Genomic DNA, 22,588 nt, shown 5'->3' with positions numbered 1-22,588 from the left:
GGTGGGCACGGTATCCGCAACAGCCAGCCTCATAAGCGGTGTACACTTCATAACCTGTGTAATGCTTTGCAACATATTCATAGAGCAGTTCGGCATCGGGCGGCATGCTAAAAGTCTTTCCGGATGACAGATCCGTCGCACAGTGTACCTTCCAACTGCGTTTGTGTATGTCGATACCAATGAATAACTTAGGTGAAGCAGTAATTTGAGTGTTCATATCTTTGATTTTTAGTTCATCTTAAAGATACTCGACTTACTGCTTTTACATAGATGCTATAATTAATACGGACTTATGGCTTTTACGCTAAGGTCTATGTATATTTATAGGGTCGCAAAATCTTTGGGATTTTGCTTTAGAACTAAAAAAGAAAAAACAAAACCAAAAGTTTTTGCTTAGCGCGTAGCTGGAAATCCGTTGGATTTCTGCGCCGCACTAATCATAGTCGAAACGTTGTGCTTAATTTAAATGAACAGAAAAAAGACAATCATAATAACAACAATCGTTACTGTTTCCATTATCATTTTTTTTCGCAAAAGAATCGAATGGATGCTTTATGACCTACAGGAGTATTTCAATGAAAAAGACTCTTTAGTTTGGAAAGAAAATAGAAAATTAAACTGGAATGATTTTATATACAACACTGAAAAAAAATACGCTGACAATATTTATGCATATGTTGGGATTTCTCAACGCTACCACATAGACCAAAAAATTGACTACCGTTCTAAAACACTTTTTGTTCCCAATAAGTCTTTTGTTACTGACACAACAAATAAAAAAGCCTTGCGGATAGCTCAAGCTAGATTTAATCTCTGCGAAGTCTATAGACGAAAGCTCGAAAAAAGAGTACAAGAACTTGAGGTAAATGTACATAAAGTAACAACAGATACTTTGGAGAAATATGTTGAATTATACTATGACAATTTCGAAAATGAATGGTCTTCTTTTATGGATTTGAGGTATGATGAAGTTGAAAATGGTTTGTTGTCTTTAGAATCAAAAATCAAATTGGAACTAAAAAACTAAGCACAACAAAACCTATAAAAAATAAGAGCTTCGAGCTTAATCAAAAGGTTTGTGTATTTTTATGATGTCCGAAAAATCTTTGGGATTTTGCTTTAAACAAGAAAAAAATAAATCAAAACAAAAAGATTTTGCTATGTGGGTGGCGGAAAGCAAACGCTAGTTTGCTCCCGTACTGTTCATAGCCTAAACGTTGTAAAACATTTTGAGAAACCTGCTAACTTACATATTGACTTTTGCGATTTGTTTCGGATGTTCTGAAAAAAATACAGAATGGAACTCTGAAAAGAACGCAACAATATTCTTTGGCCCAGAACCGAAAAATGAAAAATTCACTCTGACTTTTAATAAAACTGATAAATCTCTGAATTATAAGTACGTTAATCAAATTGACACATCAAAAACGATAACAATAAGAAAAAGCACAGATTCAGATTCTTTTCTTTTCGGATTTGAAAAATTTAAAAAGACTAATAAAGAACCTTTTAGAAATAAAAAATTTAACGGTTTAGAATTTGACTATTACGATTTGGAAAATCCTGTAACTGACGGGACTGGACCAATATTATTTAATTCAAAATATGGAATTCTTGCAATAAATAATGTTTTTGGACCAACTATTATATTTCTTGATAAAAAAGATAATATTCTAACGGAACAAATAATTGGCAAACTGAATGAGTAATTCATAATTAAAAAAGATGACAGAATTTATAATTATATTGATTTTAATATTACTCATTGGAGCGTTTTTGTATTGGGCATACTTACCTGATTATAAAAGAAATCCGAAAGAATTTTGGCGAACATTAATCGGAATGCAATTGGAATGTTACTTGGAGGAATTGGATTTACAGATTTGAATGAAAAAATAAAAAATAGGGCTTTGAAAAAAAGCGAAAAAAATGATACCGGAAAATAAAAACGTGTTACAACAATTTACTGAGAATCAAACTTAAGACGTGTATGATTCATTGCTAGTTATAACCTACTTACGAACGTCCTCACGGACTTTCTATATGTGATTTATTTGCTAAATTTAATGCTTAAACCACGCAACGATATCATACACCAGACCGCAGACATTAATTTATACAGATAGATTTAAAATGAATCTTTATAAAATTTCATCCATTATTTTATTATTAACTACAATAGTATTTCTAGTTCTCTACATTAAAACGAAAAAGGAATTAAAATATCATGTAAATAATGATTTGACTTATATGTCAGGGAGCAACGAAGATTGTGATATTTATAAATGGACAAAAAATGATAAAACTTCATGGTTCGGATGTGATTTAAATGGAACGGGATTTTATACAAGAATAACGAACTATAATTATTTCGGAAAACAATTAATGGAGTTTGTGGACTCGGACGAAAATGGACTTTATGAAACCCAAAAGCACTTCAATAATAATGGACAATTGGCAAGGGAATATCGTGACCTAAATGTGGATGGTTTTTTTGATGAGTTAAGAGTATTTGAAAATGGAGAAGAAAAGATTTTCTATGACGAAAACGTGAATGGTGTATTTGAGAAAGTTGAACTAAAGAACTAATGCCAACAATATCAATGAAAAATACGGATTTCAGGTTTTACCCAGGGCTTGTGTATATTTATGAAGACAAAAAATCTTTTGGATTTTGCTTTTGACAGAAAAGAAAAAACAAAAAATTGAGCTATGTGCTTGACGGAAAGTAATAGCTAGTTGGCTCCAGTATTGTTCATAGCCGCAACGATAACTGCAATTGATAAAAACCCTATGAAAAACTTAATTATTTTAGTATTTATCTTAACCTTAATTGGATGCTCTTCAACAAGTAAGGTCAAAAACAAAGATGTTGTTGGAATTTGGAAATTTCCTGATACAATGGTTTGGATAGAAATTAAACCTAATAATTTCGTTTATCAATGTCGCGTTGATAAAAATGGATTAATTTATAACGCAGTTGGAACTTTAAAAAATGGTATGATTCATTGGGAAAAAAGATGGGGGAAAGACACCATAATAATAAAAAACGACACTATGAGACTTAAAGGTCTCTATGGGAATTATGGGTATATTAAGAGCAATAATAAAATGGTTGAAAAATGCCTCAACCCAATTAATTAATAATATAAGCAGGAATCAATAAATAAAAGTAATTGCTTGGTCAATGACTATTCTGAAAATCCTGCAGATTTTCCTTTGGTTCGTTCCATTTTTAGTAAGTTAGTTACTCATTCACGCAACTATCCTTACATCAACCGTTGTGCTTTATTAAAATAACAATATGAAAAAAGGTCTTATACTGTTTTTTTTAGTTTTGTCCATAGTTTCTTGTGGACAAAAATCAAATAAGAAACAAAAGGAAATAAACCCTGATACGCTACAACACAATAGTGAATCAAAAAATGATGCAAATAAAATTGATAAAAAAGTGATTAATGAAATTGAAGACACCAACTCATCTATTTCAAATTACATTTGTTACACAAACGACAATAATAAATCTCAGAAAATTTGGATTCGCTTTAACAATTCAAATAAGGCTATGGAAATTAAATACCATGGGCAATCAGAATCTATACCATTGAAATTTGTTAGAAATGAATATATTGAAGGCGGAACCCAACCGACAATTATTGATTATTACGATGAGATTTACAATGGGGAAATAAATGGACATTATAAATTAACTAAATCTGGAAATTGGTACTATGTCTTATACATAAGAGGGAGAGATAATAAAGAATTCAATTTTACTGTTGACCATACTACAGATATTCTTTCTACTACATCTTGCTTTTAAAAGAAACGAAAGCACAACAATGCATATAAAAATATAGGGCTTTAGGGCAAAACCGTATGGTCTGAGTATATTTATAAAGTAGCTACATTGAAAATTACGCGAGAACGAAATACTCAAATTTAGTTTTGGAAAAAAGAAAAGGGCAATTAAACAATGAGCTTTAGCTTTGTGCGTAGACGGAAGATAAATACAAATCCACCTACTATTATTCAGAAATTAACCGCAATACAATATCTAAGAACTTAAGAATTTATGAAAAGGACATTAAATGATTTAACTAAAGAGGATTGGAATACACTTTTTCCGATAGCATTGGTGGACCATAATCCTGAATGGAAAAACATTTTTGAAAACGAGAAAAAACGGATTTTAGATAAGGTTGGTAATGAAAAGATTTTACGTATGGAGCATTTTGGGAGTTCATCAATTCCTTCGATAAAATCCAAACCACATATTGATATAATGATTGAAATACCTAAGGCATATTTGTTTGATGAAAATTTAATTGAAGAATTTACGCAGTTGGGCTACGCTCATTTTAAAGTGCCAGAAAGAGAAGATATAGAGGCCTACTCATCATTTGGAAAAGGATATAATCTGGACGGCAAAAAGGAACAAATTTTCCATATTCATATGTGCCCAAACGATAATGTGATGTGGAAACAAATAGATTTTCGGGATTTTCTAAATACCAATAAGAAACGAGCGAAAGAGTATGAAGATTTGAAACTAGAGCTAGCCTCTAAATTTAAAAATGATAGAGGTTCTTATGTATTGGGAAAAACCGATTTTATTAAAGAAACATTAGAGTTGATAGGGAACAACTAATTGTGCAACGATCAATAAACTCTACGAAGGCAGGTTGAACTAAAATAAAATCCATTCCGTAACAATGAAGTCTACTCCAAACTTAAAGTAAACCTAGTTTAACTACATACTTAAAAAAGAAAAATAACTGTAAAGTCCATAAACTAAATTAATAAATGATACAATTCTTCTTAAGGCTCAAACATTGGCAACTCTTCATTGTTATGTTAGGTCTCCCCATAATATATCAATTGTACTTCATATTTGAAATTTTCGGAAGCCGTACACAACCAATGGAAGTAGTTGGAGAAGAAGGTGTTACCCAAGTGCTTAATGAGCGTTATTTTCATTTTGATTTTTTACCATATGTACTAATATTGTTTAGTCTAGTGTTTTTTGGTTGGTTCTGGTCAATAGCAATTGGACTTCAAAAAAACATACCTGACGAAATTGAAATGAAGGTTAAGAGGTTTAAAGCCTTTTTCATAATTCCATTGGTCTATACTATTGTTTTTATGATGCTTATAGGCGGTCTTTTTTCTGGGATGTTTACTTATGGTTTTTCAAATAGTATTTGGTTTTTAGTTATTATCCTGCCACTTCATTTATTTTCAATATTCTGTATTTTCCATACCATATATTTCGTGGCTAAAACAATAAGAACCGCAGAGCTTCAAAGAGTTGTAACTTTTGGCGATTTCGCTGGAGAGTTTTTTCTACTCTGGTTCTATATCATTGGCATTTGGATTATTCAACCAAAAGTAAATAGGTTAAATCGTGAATAACTCAACCTTCTATTATACGTCGGAATTCAAATTTTACATGGCTTTTTAGACTTTATTTGAAAGCTGTTGGCTTTTCTATATGAGCTTAAAGTAACCAACTCAGCTAATACTAATTGGTCACTTATGTTCAGCGTTAGTATCTTATCTTTATGTTTTAGTAACGTATATTTTAACCTTAATTGTTTTAAACTTGCCTTTCGGTAAGCGGGATTATGGTATCACTGAATTGAAAATTAGAAGTGAACGAAACAATCAAAATTTAGCTTAGTAAAAAAATAATTTCAAATCAGCCTGTTAGGAATCTTCTGCAGTATTTTTGAAAACACTTGGATTGGAGATTCATAGCTATTATTCATATAAAATAAATAGTCTACTATTTTAACCAAGTATGATTTTGGTATGGAATGAAAAATAAAATGAAAAAGCATATTTTAATTTTAGCGGTATTACTATTTATTTCCTGCGCAGATAAATCAACACCAAAACAGACTGTGCAAAAGGTGAAAGCCAATGCTATAGAAGAAACCGCTATTGTGGTTCTTGGCAATGTTCAAGATGCCGGGTCGCCCCAAATTGCTTGTAAAAAAGAATGCTGCGCTGATTTGTTTGAACATCCGGATTCTCAGAGAAGGGTTGTATCATTAGGCTTGGTAGACGCTGAACATCATAAGTCTTACATGTTTGAAGCTACCCCGGACATTGCCCAACAAATGAAAATGCTAACTCAATTTAATGCAAATAGCGCTAATGAGGTAGTAAACGGAATTTTCTTGACCCACGCACATATTGGTCATTACACAGGTTTAATGTATTTAGGTAAGGAAGCAATGGATGCCCGTGAAACTCCGGTCTATGTCATGCCTAAAATGGAAGATTTCCTTTTGACCAATGGACCTTGGGATCAGCTTGTGAAAAGAAAAAATGTGCAACTTCATAAAATGGTTGAACAGGTTGCCATACAACTATCTGATAAAATTAGTGTAACTCCCATAGTGGTACCACATAGAGATGAGTATTCAGAAACGGTGGGTTATCATATTAAGGGGCCAAATAAAAGTGCACTGTTTATTCCGGATATTGATAAATGGGATAAGTGGGACAAGAATATTATTGAGGAAATACAAAAAGTAGATTATGCATTTTTAGACGCCACATTTTACAGTGGGAAAGAAATTAATAATAGAGATATTGGCGAAATTCCACACCCTTTTATCATTGAAAGTTTAGAGAAGTTTAAAGGATTGACCGACATGGAAAAGAGCAAGATTGTTTTCATTCATTTTAACCATACTAACCCGTTATTAAATCCGGAAAGCGAAGAAAGTAAATTTGTGCTTGAACAAGGTTTTAAAATTGGAAGACTTAATGATGTTTTTAAGTTGTAGTGTTCAATTGTCTTTTAATATTTTCATTTAGAAGAAGAGTTTAATAACTAATACACCTTTTAAAATAAGTTAGTTTCTGTAAATTTTAGTTTATAAGTAATTTTAATCTATGATCGATACTTTGGTTCTTTTTAGAAAACAACTACATGAAAATCCTGAGCTTTCAGGTAAGGAACATGAAACGGCAAATCGTATTATTGAGTTTGTAAAAAGTTTCAATCCTACCCAAATCATTGAAGGTGTAGGAGGTACAGGGGTTGGGGTTATTTATCAATTTGCAGAAAGTGGACCTACAGTTGTGATTAGGTGCGAGTTAGATGCTTTGCCTATAGTTGAGGAAAATACATTTAATTACCGTTCTAAAAATAGTGGAGTTTCGCACAAATGTGGTCATGACGGTCATATGACCATTGTTGCCGGTTTGGCGCCATGGTTGAAAGAAGCAACCTTTAAACGGGGTAAAGTAGTGCTGTTGTTTCAGCCTGCAGAGGAAACCGGTAAAGGCGCGGCAAACGTCATTGAAGATAGTAGGTTCAAAAACTTAACAATAGACTATGTATTTGCCTTACATAATTTACCAGGTAGTAAAAAACATTCAATAACGGTAAGGTCGGGTTATTTTACGGCCACCGTACAAAGTATGTGTATTCGGCTTAAAGGAAAAAAAGCCCATGCTTCAGAGCCTGAAAATGGGGTGAATCCCGCATTGGCAGTTTCAGAGTTAATTAAAAGTATTGCCCACTTTTCAGAGCCAAATGCTCATAAAGAAAACTTTGCCTTGTGTACGCCCATTTATATGAATTTAGGGGAGAAAAACTATGGCATATCGGCAGAAGATGCTGAAATTCATTATACCATACGTACATGGAGTGGTGAAAATATGACCCAGCTAGAAAATAAAATTAAAAAGGCGGTGAATGCCATTGCGAAATCCTATTCGCTTCAATATACTATAGATTGGTTTGAATATTTTCCGGCATCCAATAATGATGACATTTGTGTTTCTTTGATTAAAAAAGTAGCGAAGCAAGAAAACCTTTATATAAACCAGCATGTAAATTCCTTGAAATTCGGAGAAGATTTTGGATGGTATTCCCAACAATATAAAAGCGCTATTTTCGGTTTAGGGGCAGGTGAGGAGCATCCAGCATTGCACCATGCTAATTATGATTTTCCAGATGAATTAATAGCAACCGGCATACAAATGTTTAAAGGGATGATAGCAGAGGTTTTGGATAATTAGGTATCTTTAAAACTACCAACACCAAACGATCTATCATGAAATATGTATTTATAATTGCTATTCTTCTTTTATCATGTAAGGAAGAAGGTGATACAGCCGCGCCCACAGAGCAAAAACCTAACATTATTTATATTTTGGCAGATGATTTGGGCTATGCTGAAATTGGTGTCTTTGGTCAAGAAAAAATTGAAACTCCTAATATAGATGCCTTGGCAAAACAAGGCATGATTTTTACACAGCATTATTCAAGTGCCCCGGTATGTGCCCCGGCTAGGTACATGTTTCTTACAGGTAAACATGCGGGTAAGGCATTTATACGTGGTAATGATGAATGGAACGATCGTGGTGATGTTTGGAACTATAAGGCAATGGCTAAGGACTCAACTTTGGAAGGTCAACGACCGGTACCAAAGGGTACTAAAACCATTGCCAATTATTTGCAAGATGAGGGGTATAAAACCGCGTTAATAGGAAAGTGGGGTTTGGGGGCTCCACATACGCATTCCATCCCTAATGAAATGGGTTTTGATTTTTTCTACGGATTCAATTGTCAGCGACAGGCGCATACCTATTATCCGCTGCATTTGTACAAAAACAGAAACCGTGTGCATTTGGCGAACGATACCATTGCGCCAAGTACACCTTTTCCAAAAGGATTAGACCCAAAGAACCCAGAAAGCTATAAAGACTATACGCTTACCGATTATGCTCCAGACTTAATGTTTAAAGAGCTTACAGGCTTTGTAAATCAGCATAAGGAAAATCCGTTTTTCCTGTATTGGGCTACGCCAATACCCCATGTGGCGTTACAAGCACCACAGCGTTGGGTAGATTATTACAAAGAAAAGTACGGCGCAGAGGAGCCTTATTTATCCGGTAACGGTAATGGGTACTTTTCACATCAAAATCCACATGCTGCCTATGCGGCTATGGTGTCTTATTTTGACGAGAATGTGGGTAAATTGGTACAACAATTAAAAGACGAGGGTATATATGAAAACACTTTGATCGTTTTTACTTCGGATAACGGTCCAAGCTACGCTGGTGGTGCAGATCCAACATTTTTTGAAAGCGCCAAACCTTTTGCCGGGGAATATGGGAAAGGCAAAGGGTTTGTCTATGAAGGCGGTATACGTGTGCCAACATTTTTTACTTGGCCTGGTAAAATCAAGCCTGGTACTACGAGCGATCATGCATCTGCCCATTATGATATGCTGGCAACATTTGCAGATATTATTGATTATGAAACACCAATAGATACGGATGGCATTAGTTTTATGCCCACCTTATTGAGAGAAAAGTCACAAGCTGAGCATGAATTTATGTATTGGGAATTCCCGGAGTATGGTGGGCAAATTGCCATAAGAATGGGTGAATGGAAGGTGGTACGTCAGCATTTGAAGGATGATAAAGACCCTACATTAGAATTGTATAATTTAAATGACGACCCTACCGAAACCAATAATGTTGCCAGTGAGCATCCTGAAATTTTAGAACAAGCTGCAGCAATATTTAAAAGGGAACACACAAAGCCCGAAACAGAACGTTTTCAAATACCTCTTTTAGAAAACGGATTGTTAAGCGAATAGAAAACTGTCTTCAGAAATCTTACTAAAAAATAAAACATCAATTTATATGCATTTTTAAATCCACAAGTTTAGTTGTATTTTGCAAGGATGGAATTTAATGTAATACATAATTATGTGTGTACTAAAATGTGAATTTCATTAATTGAGATCGGTATAAATGCGAAATCTTTATTATATGGGTGATTTTGCAAATATTGAAACTAACACACTTGAACAACTAGAACATGAAAAACGGTATTAAAATTTGCGTACTCGGCATCTTTTTATTCACTGCATTTTTAAATGCACAAGCTCCAACATGGGATAATCCGGAATGGGAGAATCCTGAAATATTTCAGATCAACAGAGAAGAGCCAACGGCATCGCTTTATCGCTATGAGGACGTGAAATCAGCTTTGGCAAATGAAAGTTGGGAGAATTCTTTAAACTATCAGTCTTTAAATGGAGAATGGAGTTTTAATTACGCGGCAAGTGTACCGGAAAGACCTATATCGTTTTATAAACCGGATTATGATACCTCTGGATGGAACAAGATAAAGGTTCCGTCTAATTGGGAACTGGAAGGTTACGGTACGCCCATATATACGAATGTGGTATATCCGTTTCCAAAGAATCCGCCATTTATACCTCACGATATTAATTCCGTTGGTAGTTATAAGCGTCATTTTGAAATTCCTGAAAACTGGGAAGATAAAGAAGTGTACCTCCATTTTGGAGCCGTAAGCGGTGCCATGTACGTATACTTGAACGGGCAAATGGTAGGGTATAGTGAGGGCAGTAAAACTCCGGCAGAATTTCATATCAACAAGTATTTAAAAGAAGGCAGAAATGACCTTTCCGTACAGGTGTTACGCTGGTCTGATGCCAGTTATTTAGAAGATCAGGATTTTTGGAGGTTAAGTGGTATAGATAGGGATGTTTATTTGTATGCAACCAATAAAGCTACTATCAAAGACTACACGGTGGTGGCAGATTTAGATGAGACCTATACGAACGGTAAATTCCGTTTAGACCTAGAATTGGCAAATACCGGTAAGAAACAAAAAGGTACTCAAGTAGAAATTATATTATTGGATGGAGCACAAGAAGTCTTTAAAGTAAACCAAAGTTTAGATGTCGTTGAAGGAATTACTACGGTACAATTTGCTCAAGAAATTCCTAATGTAAAAACATGGAATGCTGAAAAACCTAATCTTTATGCGCTACTTTTTACATTAAAGGATAAAAAAGGCAAAGTTACCGAAGCCATCAGTTCAAAAATCGGATTTAGAAAAATTGAGATCAAGAACAATCAATTTTTGGTGAACGGTATGCCCGTATTGATCAAAGGCGTAAACCTTCATGATCATGATGAAGTAACCGGGCATGTGATCAGTGAAGAGGTTACATTGAAAGATATGGAAGTGATGAAGCAAAACAATATCAATGCTATTCGCTGTAGTCATTATCCTAAAAACGAATTTTTCTATAGAATGGCAGATAAATATGGTTTTTATGTAGTTGATGAAGCCAATATTGAAATTCATGGTATGGGAGCAACCAATCAAGGTTTGGATGGTGATGAGGCCGCAATTGCCATTCACCCTGCATATAGACCTGAGTGGAGAGAAATGCATTTAGATAGAACGATAAGAATGTTTGAACGCGATAAAAATTATACTTCTATAGTAACCTGGTCTTTAGGAAACGAAGCCGGTAACGGTCAAAACCTTTTTGATACGTATGATTGGTTAAAGGCACATGATACAACAAGACCTGTACAGTACGAAGGAGCTACAAATTTCTCTAATACTGATATACAGGCACCTATGTATGCAAGAATACCTGAAACTATAGCCTATGCGGAGAACGACCCCAAAAGACCTTTGATTCAGTGCGAGTATGCACATGCCATGGGCAACAGCGTTGGTAATTTACAAGATTATTGGGATGTTATTGAGAAATATGATGTTTTACAAGGTGGCTTTATTTGGGATTGGGTAGATCAAGGCCTAAAGGCTACCAATGAGAATGGTGAAGCGTTTTATGCCTTTGGGGGCGATTTGGGCGGAGCGGAATTACAGAACGATAATAACTTCTGCTTGAACGGTTTGGTTGATCCTGACCGTTCTGCACATCCGGCTTTATATGAAGTGAAAAAAGTATATCAATATGTAAAGTTTACATCGGAGAATCCAAAAGCGGGAAAAATCAGTTTAAAGAATATGTATGATTTTACAAACCTGTCCGAATATAATTTTTCATGGAGATTGTTGGAGAATGGGGTAGAAGTAGGTAAAGGAAAAATTGCCGATGTTGATATTGCTCCTTATCAAACTAAAGAGGTGCAAATAGAATTGCCAGAATTAGCAAATGCCACTTCTGAGTATCATTTGAATGTGTATATGACCACAAAGCAAGAAAGTGCATTAATTCCTGAGCACTACTTATTGGCTTACGAACAGTTTCAATTGACAGATTTTAAACCATCTGTTTTTAAAGAGAATATTGACGGATTAAAATTGACTAAGAAGGAAGATATCATTACCGTTACAGGTGACGGATTCAAAATAGGTTTTAATAGTAAAGACGGAACATTGTCATCTATAGATTACGGACAGGGTAATTTGCTGCAAAAGGGACCTGCCGTTAATTTCTGGCGCGCACCCAACGATAACGATTATGGCTACAATATGCCAAAACTTTTAAAGCCTTGGAAAGATGCTACCGATACTCAAAATCTATTGCGTTTAGAAGTGAATTCCAATGAAGGCAAGAAAATTATTGATGCTGTAAAGTTAACCGCTAATCCGTTTAAGATTAGAAATGATTTTAAGTTAAATGCAACATACGGTCTACCATCGGTAAATGGAGAAGTAAAGGTAACCTACACTATTAATGCGAAAGGTGAAATTTTGGTGAGCACACAATTGACAGGTATTAAGGGCGATTTGCCCATTCTGCCAAGATTTGGTAATAACCTGATTATTGATAACAATTACGATCAGGTAGCATGGTATGGTAGGGGAGAACATGAAAATTACCAAGATCGTAATACATCTGCTCTGGTGGGCGTGTATAATGCTAAGGTGTCTGATCTGTATTACGAGTATATTCGTCCGCAGGAGAATGGAAATAGAACGGATATTAGAACTTTGTCTTTTGAGAACAAGGACGGGAAGGGTATTAAAATTACAGCACCAGATCTATTCTCGTTTAGTGCGCACCATCAATTGAATTCAGATTTTGATGAAGGAATGGAAAAAAGGCAGCAGCATACGTTTGATATCCCTACAAGAGATTTGATCAATATAAATATTGATCATAGTCAAATGGGTGTAGGTGGTGATAACAGCTGGGGAAACCTGCCGTTAGAAGCATATCAGATCAAACCGGAAAACCTTTCTTTTGAATATGTAATAAGTCCAATACGTTAAAATCTTATTATTGATCAGAATTTTAAATAGTAGAAAGTATATTTAGACCATGAAGAAAAGCATGCATTATGTAGCCTTGATTGTTTTTGGTGTGTTGATGGTCAATTGTAAGTCGGAACCCAAGAAAGACAGAATACCGCAAGAAGAAAAAACCGAGATTAAAAAGCCTACACCGGTAATAGATCATACGGTATTAAATGAAAAACCGGAAGGAGTAACTGCTCCTGAAGGTATGGTTTGGGTGCCGGGCGCTGTTTTTAAACAAGGTGCTGTTAACAATGATAAAATAGCAATGGATCATGAAAAGCCGGCAATCGAGGTAATGGTAGATGGTTTTTTTATGGACGTTACCGAAGTGACCAATGCAGAATTTTCTGCATTTGTAAAAGCAACAGGCTATGTAACGGTCGCAGAAAGGGGAATTGATTGGGAAGAATTGAAAAAGCAAGTACCGGCAGGCACAGAAAAACCGCACGATTCCATATTGCAGCCTGGTTCATTGACTTTTAAAAAAGCAAAATCTTCAATGCCTAATCTTTATGATTTTTCCCAGTGGTGGAATTGGACCATTGGCGCAGATTGGAAACACCCTAACGGACCAAAGAGTTCCATAAAGGGAAAAGATGATTACCCGGTGGTACAGGTTTCATACGAAGATGCATTGGCTTATTGCGAATGGGCAAATAGGCGCTTGCCTACAGAGGCGGAATGGGAGCTGGCATCAAGAGCGGGCTCATATGGTACCATTTATAATTGGGGCGATGATGTATCCGTTCTGGCGGAAAAAGCGAATACGTGGGAAGGAGAATTTCCTGTTGAAAATACCATGGCAGATGGTTTTGAACTTAGGGCTCCCGTAAAATCATATCCGCCAAATGCATTGGGATTATATGATATGGCAGGTAATGTGTGGGAATGGACCAGTGATTGGTATAATACCGATTATTACAAAGAAGCTAAATCTAAAAATACGGTTTTGGTGAACCCGGAAGGTGCTGAAAGTCCGTACACACCAAATAACCCGCTTGCAAAAGAAAGAGTGATCAAAGGAGGGTCATTTTTGTGTAGTGCATCGTATTGCGCAAGTTACCGTGTATCTGCAAGAATGGGGTCCAGTATGGATTCCTCATTAGAGCATACAGGTTTTAGAACAGTTGCAACTGCTGAAATGCTGAAAGAATAGAAAAATACAGTTTTTAATCTAAGCAGTTTAACAGTTGATCAAGTTCAACAATTTTTGCACGGCTAATAGGTATTTTCTTGTTTTGAATTTCGATGAACTCATGGTTATAGCGTTCAACCATTTTTAGGTTGACAATATAGGATTTGTGAATTCTTATGAACTTATCTGCCTCTAGTCTATCGTTAAAAGCGCTCATTGTAGATAAGATAACATAATTACGCTCTTCGGTTACCACCTTTACATAATCGCCCAGTGCCTCAATGTATAAAATTGCGTGCACGTTAAGTTCAACTTGCTTAAGGTTGTGCTTTACGACCAATTTGCTTTCCGGCTGTTTCTTTTTAGCAGATTTCACCTTATCTATGGCCTTGGTAATGGCAGCCTCAAACCGATCGGTGCTATAGGGTTTCAATAGAAAATCGGTTACATTGAAATCAAACGCTTCAAGCGCATACTTTTGATCATGGCTGGTAATAATTACCTGGGGCTGTATGGTCAGTCCAGATAAAAACTCAAAACCGTTCATGTCCGGCATTTCAATATCAAGAAATAATAAATCAATTTTTGACTTATTTATTTCCTTTAAAGTTTCCGCATTGGCGCTGGCAGCGTGTATTAATTTTAAATGCTTACTTTTTGCAATAATTTGTTCTAGAAGCTTCCTTTGGGTAATGGAATCCTCTATAATAGCACAGTTAAAGGTCTTCATTCAATAATCATAAAAGTTCTACGATACTTACGTTAAGAATGGGGGAAGGTTCATTTTTCTAAAGATTAATATTAATTTAAACTTGGAAAAACAGCCGAAAAATAGTGAATACTTATCTTCATTGCTAATAATCGTATAAAAACTTTTGATAACTATATTGTAAGTTTCTAGCTCAAAAACCTACTTTTGTTATAGAAAATTTAATAGAACCACTTGATATTATGTCTGATAAAATAGAACGTGTAAAAACATTGATTATAGGATCTGGACCTGCAGGTTATACAGCAGCAATATATGCTGCACGTGCAGATTTAAAGCCTGTTATGTACACAGGAATGGAACCTGGAGGTCAATTGACCACCACGACTGAAGTTGATAATTTTCCGGGATATCCAGAGGGTATAGACGGTCCTACTATGATGGTACAGTTGCAACAACAAGCAGAACGCTTTGGTACAGAGGTTAGAATTGGTATGATTACTTCTGTAGAGTTTTCAAAAGAAAAAGGCGGTATTCATAAGGTTGTCGCAGATAATGATAAGGAAATTGAGGCTGAAACTGTTATTATTTCAACAGGGGCTTCCGCTAAATATTTAAACTTGCCAAGTGAGCAACGCTTACGTGGTGGTGGAGTATCCGCATGTGCCGTTTGTGACGGTTTCTTCTATAAGGGACAGGACGTTGCAATTGTTGGTGCAGGGGATACTGCGGCAGAGGAGGCTTCTTATTTGGCCAATATCTGTAATAAAGTAACTATGTTGGTACGTAGAGATGAAATGAGAGCTTCTAAAGCTATGCAACATAGGGTAAACAGTATCAAGAATATTGAGGTACGTTACAATACTGAGGTTGATGAGGTTTTGGGTGAGCAAGTTGTAGAAGGTTTACGTATGGTGAACAATCAGACTGGTGAAAAGGAAGAAATTGCAATTACCGGTCTTTTCATTGCTATTGGGCATAAACCTAATACAGATATCTTTAAAGGTCAATTGGATATGGATGAAACGGGTTACCTAATTACCAAAGGTAAGTCTACGATGACCAATTTACCAGGAGTATTCGCTAGTGGCGATGCTCAGGATAAGGAATATAGACAAGCTGTTACAGCTGCAGGAACCGGTTGTATGGCAGCGCTAGATGCTGAACGTTATTTAGCCTCTATTGGTTCTGTTGAAGAAGCAGTAGCCGATAAATATTAAGAACTATTCAATAATATTTTAAAAGAGCCCGTTCATTTGAACGGGCTCTTTTATTGTTTACCAAATGTGGTTAGTCTATTCTAACGTAGTTTTCAGAAAATGTTCTGTTGCCTTCTTCATCAAGGCTTATTTGGCTGAACCTGTCATCGGTAAGTTGTAGTTCAAAAGTGAAAATACGCATGGTATCCATAGCTTGGATCATTTCATTGTCACCGTATTCCAAGGTTTCCATTAATCTGTCATCGGTAATTTTATAAGTGCCATAGCCGAATCTTCCTATTTTGTCTATAGGAACATACCTTGTCCACATAATTTTACCATTATAGTACATTTTAACCTGTCTATATCCGTCAGCCGTAGGCACGGTATCAATTACTTGTTGACCATCGTAATTATAAAAACTTTCAAGTTCCCATGTGCCTTGTATGGTATGCATGAAGTTGTCGTTTATGGAATTTGTTGAAGCGGCTGAGACCAATACCAGCATCAACAATACCAATCCTAGTAATTTTTTCATAGTGGTAGCGTGTTAGTTAATAAAAGAGTTGATTGTGTATTAAAAAGATACGAATAATTTTCAGAATTTGATAAAAATCACACCAAATAATTATGAATAATATATTGAAAATTAAGTAATTGTAGTGAATACTACGATTGTGTAGAGAAAGTGTTAAGAATATTGCAAAGACTTATAATGTCTTTTTGGGTATGGGAAGCACTTAAAACTATACGGCTCATTAAAGAGTCGTTTTCTGTGGGATACCTGAAATTTGTAACTATGATGTTGTTTTCTTGTAAATATTGGGCGAGCAATTCATTTTGAAAATTAAAGGTAGGGTGCCCTTTTGCATATACAAATAGCGAAGGATCAACGATAGTTTTTAGAAACAAATGGATGTGTTGATCCAGTTGTTTCCTTTTGTTCAATATTAATATATTGGCATCTTTTATAGTAGCTAATGATGCTGGAGTGGCAGGGCTGGCACCTCCATAAAATGAGGTGTTTTTTAAATTTTCTATTGTTTTGTTACTCCCAAAAATGGCACCTGCTTGTATGCCAAAACCTTTACCTAAAGAGCAAGAAACTAATAGTTCCTTTGGCTGTAACATTTGTAAAAAACGATAGCTTCCGCCACCTTGCTCTCCTGTAATTCCTATACCATGAGAATCATCTACTACTAAAATGATATCTTTCAGCGGTAGTTTTTTAAGAAAGTTGTAGTTAGGGAAATTGTCGCCATGAAAATCAATACTATCCAAAAAAAGGACTGGTGTTTTGCCAATGTTTTTATGAATAGCCCCTTCAAGTTCTTGCCAGTTTTTAAATACTTTTTGTTGATTTCTAAAGAGTGCCGAGTGGGTGTTTGGTGCATAATACAAACTGTAGTTGATATTACTGAAATAGTCACATACCAATTGCCCGGCCAAATAACCGGAAGACATGGTAACACAAGCCTCGCTGCCTGTTAGCTCTCTAAGATAGCTTTCAATCTCACCAAAAATAGAAATCTTAATATTAGACTTTCGTGATGCACTATAGGATGTGCCGTATTTTTTGATGTTATTAATGAACAGTGATTGAAACTCTTCATTGGTTTGAAGTCCTAAATAAGAAGTGCCTCCAAAATAGAGGTGTTCTTTACCATCTTTGGTTATCGTCCTTCCTGGAAATTCATTAATAGTAAGCATCAATCTAAAAGTTGAACACCGCTACCGGCTAAGTTTGGAAAAATTACTTTTCCTTCATCCGTTATTTGAACTCCAGTGGCAATATCACTTTTTAACAACATTGCGCCATCCATATCTACATAATCCAATTGCGGAATTAGTTGGGCTATTGCAGAAATACCAACGGTAGATTCTGTCATGCAGCCTACCATTACCTTAATACCCAATTCTTTTGCTTTGCTGATCATACGTAGGGCAGGGGTTAGGCCTCCACATTTGGTCAATTTAATATTTATACCATTAAAATGCAGTGCACATTTTTCAACGTCGTTTTCTACAATGCAACTTTCATCTGCAATTATCGGTAGCACACTGTGGTGCATAACCTCTTCCATGCCAGACCAGTCGTCCGCTTTTAAGGGTTGTTCTAAAAATTCTACTCCTAAATCTTTTAATAAAGGAGCATTATATATGGTTTCCTCTGCCGTCCACGCACAATTGGCATCAATTCTAAAAACGGCATTTGTATGTTCGCGTAACTCACGAACAATGGCAACATCATCACTAGTACCCAATTTAATTTTATAGATAGGCCATGGCACTTCTTGCATTTTGGCGAGCATTACATCAATAGGAGCTATACCAATAGTATAATTTGTGGTAGGATAATGATTATTATTCGTACCCCATAACTCATATAATGGTTTTCCCTGTAATTTTCCATACAAATCATGAGCTGCCAGATCAAGTGCACAAATGGCAAAATTAGATAAGCCTTTACCTACCAAAAATGAGTGGAAAAGTTCAGGTGTGGTAAAATTGAAATTTTCAATCTCTGAGGCTATGGCATTAATTTCATTGGTCATGCTCAGAACCGTAATTTTATAATATGGGTTAGCGGTGGCTTCACCGTAACCGGTTTTACCGTTCAAGGATAAGGAAGCTATTAAAGTATCTTGAAAATCATGAGATTCCCGTGATATGCTAAAGGTGTGCCTTAAGGGTAAAATGTATTTTTTTAGATGTACTTGCATAGTACTAATATACAGATAAGGATAGGACTAAAAAACGAAAACCCACTGATATTTCAGTGGGTTCCAATGTTGAATTGATTGATGAATTTTTTAGTACTTGTGAACACTGCCGGAAACCGATTTATTCTTCTGAACCGTTGGGTCTCCTTTATAAGAAATATTGCCACCGCTAGAAGCTTCAGCAGTTAAATTGTCTTTTACATCAATGCTAATATTGGCACCACTACTGGCATCGGCATTGGCGTTTGAGGTTGCTAAATCATTTGCCCTAACGTTAGATCCGCTACTGGCATCTACATATACTTCATTAGCATTGCCCTCAAGTGAAATATTGGCACCGCTACTAGCGTCTATATCCATATTGTTAGCTTGTACCATGGCATTTAATATGGCACCGCTACTTGCATCTATCTCCAACTTGTCCGATTTAATTTTATTTTCGGTAGTTAAGTGTGCACCACTTGAAGCATATAGCCCTGTGACGTTGGGCATGGTTACGAAAATCTTTTTGGTGGCACGACCAATGTTCTCAACACAGTGAATTTTTAATTTACCGTTTTTGATATCGGTACCTATGAGGTCTATGATATTTTCATCTGCTTCTACCGCAATGTCAAAATCGCTTCCTTGTGAAATAAATACTTCTAGACCTTCTGAGGCAGAAACTTCGGTGAATTCTTCGGTAATTTCCCTAGTTTCTTCTACTACTACCCCGTTGCCGGCTTCTCCAGTTCCAAAATTGATGTCAAAGCCACAAGATGAAAGTAAAAGGGCTAAAACAAAAGCTACTGTTATTCTTACTAATGTTGTCATGATTGTTTGTTTTTATGATTGTTATTTGATGATGTAAAAATGATCGTTTGTTACCTTTTCTACCACTATATGTTACTGAATTGTAGATTTAGGTATATGAACCGTAATTAATTGATACTATCGTTGGCATCTATTTTAACGCCATTTTCGTCTAACTTCATTTTAAACGATTCTCCATTATCGTTTACGTCAATGTTAATGCCATTTTCGTTAATGATGATCTTGCCTTTTTCGCCGTTATCGTTAATGTTGATGTCAATGCCGTTCTCGTTGATATTTATACGGTTAGAGCCATTGTGGTCTTCGTCATCGTTCATTTCAATATACTCAGGGCAATCAAGACATTCCAGTTCTCCGTTATTGTTCATTTTCCATAAGTATCCCTCTAAGCCGTCTGTATCCCTATCTGTATTTGCCGTGGTAATCCAGCTTCTAGAATTGGTTTGTTCATAAGTTAAGATGGTACCTACAGGTAAAAATATACTCACACGAACTTCTTGGTCTTTAAACTTAGGACCTTGCGTGGTCAAATAATCATTCAATGAGATGGTATTTCCGCTTACCTCATATTCGTATAGTATTTGACTTGCGATATCCTTTGCTTCTCTATTGGAAGGACCGTCAGCTTCTTTTCTGATCTGAACTCTAACTAACGAATCTTTGGATTTACGAATTCTAAACCTTACATCATCTGAAACCAATATTTTATTACCGGCCTCATCGTAAGAGATAAAGGTATCTCCCATATGCATATCCTTTTCATAATCGTACTCGTCAGTAGATACTAATCTAATGTTCAAAGTATCTGTAGGTATTACGTTCGTAATCTCATCTTCAATAGAAGTGCTACCGGTATAGGCGTGTGAAGCTGCTTCTCTTATACCAAAAATGATCAGTAGTATAATTGAAATCAACCATAAGCCTAATAGCGCAAACTTGGCAACCGTTCCAATAGACTTCAAGTTGTTCACTAAAATTTTCAACCCTAAATACATTAAGAAAAAGAACGGAATTCCAATGGCAAAAAATGCTAGTAATGAAACTACCCAAATTGGCATGTTGGTAGAATTGACCACATTGTAAAAGTCAATGCCCGGTACATGAATTATGTCTAGTATACCCACAGTGAACATACCCACAAATAGACCAATTAAGGTGGTTGCACCAATAATTACTAAAAGTATACCAATGAATTTGCCAAAGATCTTAAATAGAAACATAACAATATCTCCAAATGTGTCAAAGATTGTTTTTCCTCCTTTTTTGACGGTATTGCCTACTTTTTCATAGTCAACACTTTTTACACGATCCGCAACGTCATCAAAACCCTCTTTAACTTTACGTTCAATATTGCTGATATTGACAGTTTCCCCGCTCATGTCCAATTTTTGGGCCGTAGTTTTAGCTTCAGGTATAAGAATCCAAAGTAAACCGTAAATAAAGATAAAGCCGCCCCATGTGAAAATGGTCAAGAAAATCCATAGTAGACGGATCCATAATGGATCAATGTTGAAATAGTGTGCTAAACCGGCAGAAACCCCGGCAACATATTTTTTCTCGGTGTCTCTATAAAGTTTTTTCACCTTGTTCTGAGATGAAGTGGTTTTAGCCCTAGGCTCGTCTTCAAAGATATCCTCATCAACCATATAATCTTCTGGTTGTCCCATAATGGCAATAACTTCATCTACCTCCTTTTTGGTAATGACTTGTCTTTCGTTTTCAAGTTTATCATGAAAAAGCTCGGCAATTCTTGCTTCTATATCAGCAATGATCTCATCGCTACCAGGTGTATTGGCAAAAGATCGTTTTACCGATTCTAAATACCTACGCATTATATTGTATGCCTCTTCATCTATATGAAAGAGCATGTTCGCTAAATTTATATTTACTGTTTTGTTCATGATTAGCTGTTTTTTGAGTTGGTTACTAGGTTGGTTGCTTTTCTTAATTCGTCCCAGGTAGTATCCAGTTCCTTAAGGAAAAGTTTACCGGTTTCGGTAAGTGTATAATATTTTCTTGGCGGTCCAGATGTAGATTCTTCCCAACGATAGTTCAGAAGACCTGCATTTTTTAACCTGGTCAGTAGTGGGTAAATAGTTCCTTCCACTACTAGCATTTTAGCATCTTTTAGCGTTTTTAAGATTTCTGAAGCATACTTGTCTTCCCCATTCAAGATGGACAGGATGCAGTACTCCAAAACCCCTTTTCGCATTTGCGCTTTTGTATTTTCTACGTTCATAATGTCTTTTTGCTTTTTATGCAGTCCCGCTTTTGGAGGGGATTGCTCCATTGTTTCTGTCGTCTGCATAGGTTAACTGTTCGTTTTTTGTTCGATGAATAAACATGTTGATCGATTGATTGTTTTGACTGTGATTAAACAGGTTTTAATTGATTGATAAATAAACTCCTACGGGTGTGATGAATACCCTGATATATATTGACTGATTCACTTATTTTATAAATTTAATACTTAACGGATATTCAAAAACTTCGCCTTCATTGGTCTTGATCGTCGCAAGAATGGTGTATACTATATTGATGATGAATAGGGCAGATTGTGCCAGTCCAAGTAACCCAACGGGTATCATCCATGGACCAAAAAAATCATCTGAGTCGAAATGAAAATTGATGTTATTGAAGCTATGAACGTTCACTAAGCCAAAATTGTCAAAGTCAAAAATATTAGGTAAGAATCCACCTAGGAAAAACGGAATACTTACCATACCTACAAGAATAGAGTAGAGTAATATGCTAATTTGAAAGTTCAATGCTTGTTTGCCATTGTGGTCCACAAACTCATATTCTTTTTTATTAGCCGTCCATAATACGAGCGGAATGATGAAGTTTCCGAACGGAATAAAGAATTTAGAAAACGTACTGGCATGTATTAGTGCAGAGAGGTTTCTTTCGTGTTTTGTTACTGTTTCTGTCATG

21 protein-coding genes are annotated in these 22,588 nt (G+C 35.7%); 13 read left to right on the top strand and 8 right to left on the bottom strand.

What is annotated here, in order from left to right; all coding sequences use genetic code 11:
• Positions 1-547: 547 nt before the first annotated feature.
• The 12 genes from B2Z27_RS05055 to B2Z27_RS05000 all read left to right on the top strand — a co-directional run bounded on the left by B2Z27_RS05055 (position 548) and on the right by B2Z27_RS05000 (position 14,231).
• On the top strand, positions 548-1,027 hold the full coding sequence (locus B2Z27_RS05055) for a hypothetical protein (protein ID WP_286812804.1): 480 nt from the start codon (positions 548-550) through the stop codon (positions 1,025-1,027).
• Between the two features lie 202 nt (positions 1,028-1,229).
• Complete coding sequence (locus B2Z27_RS05050; protein WP_286812803.1) at positions 1,230-1,709, top strand: hypothetical protein; 480 nt, start codon at positions 1,230-1,232, stop codon at positions 1,707-1,709.
• Positions 1,710-2,250: 541 nt separating this feature from the next.
• Positions 2,251-2,589: a hypothetical protein gene (locus B2Z27_RS05045; protein ID WP_286812802.1), complete on the top strand. Its 339-nt coding sequence runs from the start codon at positions 2,251-2,253 to the stop codon at positions 2,587-2,589.
• Positions 2,590-2,739: 150 nt separating this feature from the next.
• Complete coding sequence (locus B2Z27_RS05040) at positions 2,740-3,144, top strand: hypothetical protein (protein ID WP_286812801.1); 405 nt, start codon at positions 2,740-2,742, stop codon at positions 3,142-3,144.
• Positions 3,145-3,304: 160 nt separating this feature from the next.
• The gene (locus B2Z27_RS05035) at positions 3,305-3,823 is read left to right on the top strand and encodes a hypothetical protein (protein WP_286812800.1); all 519 of its coding nucleotides are present in this window, start codon (positions 3,305-3,307) and stop codon (positions 3,821-3,823) included.
• A 252-nt stretch (positions 3,824-4,075) separates the two neighbouring features.
• Positions 4,076-4,651, top strand: coding sequence for a GrpB family protein (locus B2Z27_RS05030; protein WP_286812799.1), 576 nt, complete (start codon positions 4,076-4,078; stop codon positions 4,649-4,651).
• 272 nt (positions 4,652-4,923) lie between these two features.
• Positions 4,924-5,415 carry a hypothetical protein gene (locus tag B2Z27_RS05025; RefSeq protein WP_286812798.1) on the top strand — a complete coding sequence of 164 codons (492 nt, stop codon included), beginning with the start codon at positions 4,924-4,926 and terminating at the stop codon, positions 5,413-5,415.
• A 416-nt stretch (positions 5,416-5,831) separates the two neighbouring features.
• The gene (locus tag B2Z27_RS05020; protein WP_286812797.1) at positions 5,832-6,800 is read left to right on the top strand and encodes an MBL fold metallo-hydrolase; all 969 of its coding nucleotides are present in this window, start codon (positions 5,832-5,834) and stop codon (positions 6,798-6,800) included.
• A 109-nt stretch (positions 6,801-6,909) separates the two neighbouring features.
• Positions 6,910-8,043, top strand: coding sequence for an amidohydrolase (locus B2Z27_RS05015; protein WP_286812796.1), 1,134 nt, complete (start codon positions 6,910-6,912; stop codon positions 8,041-8,043).
• A 35-nt stretch (positions 8,044-8,078) separates the two neighbouring features.
• On the top strand, positions 8,079-9,632 hold the full coding sequence (locus B2Z27_RS05010; RefSeq protein ID WP_286812795.1) for an arylsulfatase: 1,554 nt from the start codon (positions 8,079-8,081) through the stop codon (positions 9,630-9,632).
• A gap of 224 nt (positions 9,633-9,856) precedes the next feature.
• Positions 9,857-13,048, top strand: a complete 3,192-nt coding sequence (locus B2Z27_RS05005) for a glycoside hydrolase family 2 TIM barrel-domain containing protein (RefSeq protein ID WP_286812794.1) — start codon at positions 9,857-9,859, stop codon at positions 13,046-13,048.
• A 49-nt stretch (positions 13,049-13,097) separates the two neighbouring features.
• Positions 13,098-14,231, top strand: coding sequence for a formylglycine-generating enzyme family protein (locus B2Z27_RS05000; protein ID WP_286812793.1), 1,134 nt, complete (start codon positions 13,098-13,100; stop codon positions 14,229-14,231).
• A gap of 13 nt (positions 14,232-14,244) precedes the next feature.
• Here B2Z27_RS05000 and B2Z27_RS04995 read toward each other — a convergent pair whose 3' ends face one another.
• The gene (locus B2Z27_RS04995) at positions 14,245-14,940 is read right to left on the bottom strand and encodes a LytR/AlgR family response regulator transcription factor (protein WP_286812792.1); all 696 of its coding nucleotides are present in this window, start codon (positions 14,938-14,940) and stop codon (positions 14,245-14,247) included.
• Between the two features lie 221 nt (positions 14,941-15,161).
• On the opposite strand from B2Z27_RS04995, the gene trxB reads away from it, so the two are divergent.
• Positions 15,162-16,139, top strand: a complete 978-nt coding sequence (gene trxB, locus B2Z27_RS04990) for a thioredoxin-disulfide reductase (RefSeq protein ID WP_058105597.1) — start codon at positions 15,162-15,164, stop codon at positions 16,137-16,139.
• Between the two features lie 70 nt (positions 16,140-16,209).
• Here the strand turns inward: trxB and B2Z27_RS04985 are convergent, their stop codons facing one another.
• From B2Z27_RS04985 to B2Z27_RS04955, 7 genes are all read right to left on the bottom strand, one after another.
• A complete protein-coding gene (locus tag B2Z27_RS04985; RefSeq protein ID WP_286812791.1) occupies positions 16,210-16,656 on the bottom strand; it encodes a hypothetical protein in 447 nt (148 codons plus the stop codon).
• Positions 16,657-16,787: 131 nt separating this feature from the next.
• A complete protein-coding gene (locus B2Z27_RS04980) occupies positions 16,788-17,828 on the bottom strand; it encodes a pyridoxal phosphate-dependent aminotransferase family protein (protein WP_286812790.1) in 1,041 nt (346 codons plus the stop codon).
• A complete protein-coding gene (locus tag B2Z27_RS04975) occupies positions 17,828-18,841 on the bottom strand; it encodes a dipeptide epimerase (RefSeq protein ID WP_286812789.1) in 1,014 nt (337 codons plus the stop codon). Before B2Z27_RS04975 ends, B2Z27_RS04980 begins: the two co-directional genes overlap by 1 nt.
• 90 nt (positions 18,842-18,931) lie before the next feature.
• The gene (locus B2Z27_RS04970; protein ID WP_058105601.1) at positions 18,932-19,654 is read right to left on the bottom strand and encodes a head GIN domain-containing protein; all 723 of its coding nucleotides are present in this window, start codon (positions 19,652-19,654) and stop codon (positions 18,932-18,934) included.
• A 107-nt stretch (positions 19,655-19,761) separates the two neighbouring features.
• The gene (locus B2Z27_RS04965) at positions 19,762-21,555 is read right to left on the bottom strand and encodes a PspC domain-containing protein (RefSeq protein WP_071339724.1); all 1,794 of its coding nucleotides are present in this window, start codon (positions 21,553-21,555) and stop codon (positions 19,762-19,764) included.
• A gap of 2 nt (positions 21,556-21,557) precedes the next feature.
• A complete protein-coding gene (locus B2Z27_RS04960; RefSeq protein ID WP_058105659.1) occupies positions 21,558-21,893 on the bottom strand; it encodes a PadR family transcriptional regulator in 336 nt (111 codons plus the stop codon).
• A 211-nt stretch (positions 21,894-22,104) separates the two neighbouring features.
• Positions 22,105-22,587 (bottom strand): DUF4870 domain-containing protein, encoded by a 483-nt coding sequence (locus tag B2Z27_RS04955; protein WP_286812788.1) that lies wholly within the window; start codon positions 22,585-22,587, stop codon positions 22,105-22,107.
• Position 22,588 lies beyond the last annotated feature (1 nt).

Origin of the sequence: Maribacter sp. UBA3344, from assembly GCF_002362375.1 — a bacterium.
GTDB classification, from domain to species: domain Bacteria; phylum Bacteroidota; class Bacteroidia; order Flavobacteriales; family Flavobacteriaceae; genus Maribacter; species Maribacter dokdonensis.
This window is presented reverse-complemented; position numbering and strand designations above follow the sequence as displayed.

Coding starts and splice junctions, on each gene's coding strand:
- B2Z27_RS05055 (WP_286812804.1), top strand. CDS start 548: ATGCTTTATGACCTACAGGAGTATTTCAATGAAAAAGACTCTTTAGTT.
- B2Z27_RS05045 (WP_286812802.1), top strand. CDS start 2,251: ATGTCAGGGAGCAACGAAGATTGTGATATTTATAAATGGACAAAAAAT.
- B2Z27_RS05035 (WP_286812800.1), top strand. CDS start 3,305: ATGAAAAAAGGTCTTATACTGTTTTTTTTAGTTTTGTCCATAGTTTCT.
- B2Z27_RS05030 (WP_286812799.1), top strand. CDS start 4,076: ATGAAAAGGACATTAAATGATTTAACTAAAGAGGATTGGAATACACTT.
- B2Z27_RS05025 (WP_286812798.1), top strand. CDS start 4,924: ATGGAAGTAGTTGGAGAAGAAGGTGTTACCCAAGTGCTTAATGAGCGT.
- B2Z27_RS05020 (WP_286812797.1), top strand. CDS start 5,832: ATGAAAAAGCATATTTTAATTTTAGCGGTATTACTATTTATTTCCTGC.
- B2Z27_RS05015 (WP_286812796.1), top strand. CDS start 6,910: ATGATCGATACTTTGGTTCTTTTTAGAAAACAACTACATGAAAATCCT.
- B2Z27_RS05010 (WP_286812795.1), top strand. CDS start 8,079: ATGAAATATGTATTTATAATTGCTATTCTTCTTTTATCATGTAAGGAA.
- B2Z27_RS05005 (WP_286812794.1), top strand. CDS start 9,857: ATGAAAAACGGTATTAAAATTTGCGTACTCGGCATCTTTTTATTCACT.
- B2Z27_RS05000 (WP_286812793.1), top strand. CDS start 13,098: ATGAAGAAAAGCATGCATTATGTAGCCTTGATTGTTTTTGGTGTGTTG.
- B2Z27_RS04995 (WP_286812792.1), bottom strand. CDS start 14,940: ATGAAGACCTTTAACTGTGCTATTATAGAGGATTCCATTACCCAAAGG.
- trxB (WP_058105597.1), top strand. CDS start 15,162: ATGTCTGATAAAATAGAACGTGTAAAAACATTGATTATAGGATCTGGA.
- B2Z27_RS04985 (WP_286812791.1), bottom strand. CDS start 16,656: ATGAAAAAATTACTAGGATTGGTATTGTTGATGCTGGTATTGGTCTCA.
- B2Z27_RS04980 (WP_286812790.1), bottom strand. CDS start 17,828: ATGCTTACTATTAATGAATTTCCAGGAAGGACGATAACCAAAGATGGT.
- B2Z27_RS04975 (WP_286812789.1), bottom strand. CDS start 18,841: ATGCAAGTACATCTAAAAAAATACATTTTACCCTTAAGGCACACCTTT.
- B2Z27_RS04970 (WP_058105601.1), bottom strand. CDS start 19,654: ATGACAACATTAGTAAGAATAACAGTAGCTTTTGTTTTAGCCCTTTTA.
- B2Z27_RS04965 (WP_071339724.1), bottom strand. CDS start 21,555: ATGAACAAAACAGTAAATATAAATTTAGCGAACATGCTCTTTCATATA.
- B2Z27_RS04960 (WP_058105659.1), bottom strand. CDS start 21,893: ATGAACGTAGAAAATACAAAAGCGCAAATGCGAAAAGGGGTTTTGGAG.
- B2Z27_RS04955 (WP_286812788.1), bottom strand. CDS start 22,587: ATGACAGAAACAGTAACAAAACACGAAAGAAACCTCTCTGCACTAATA.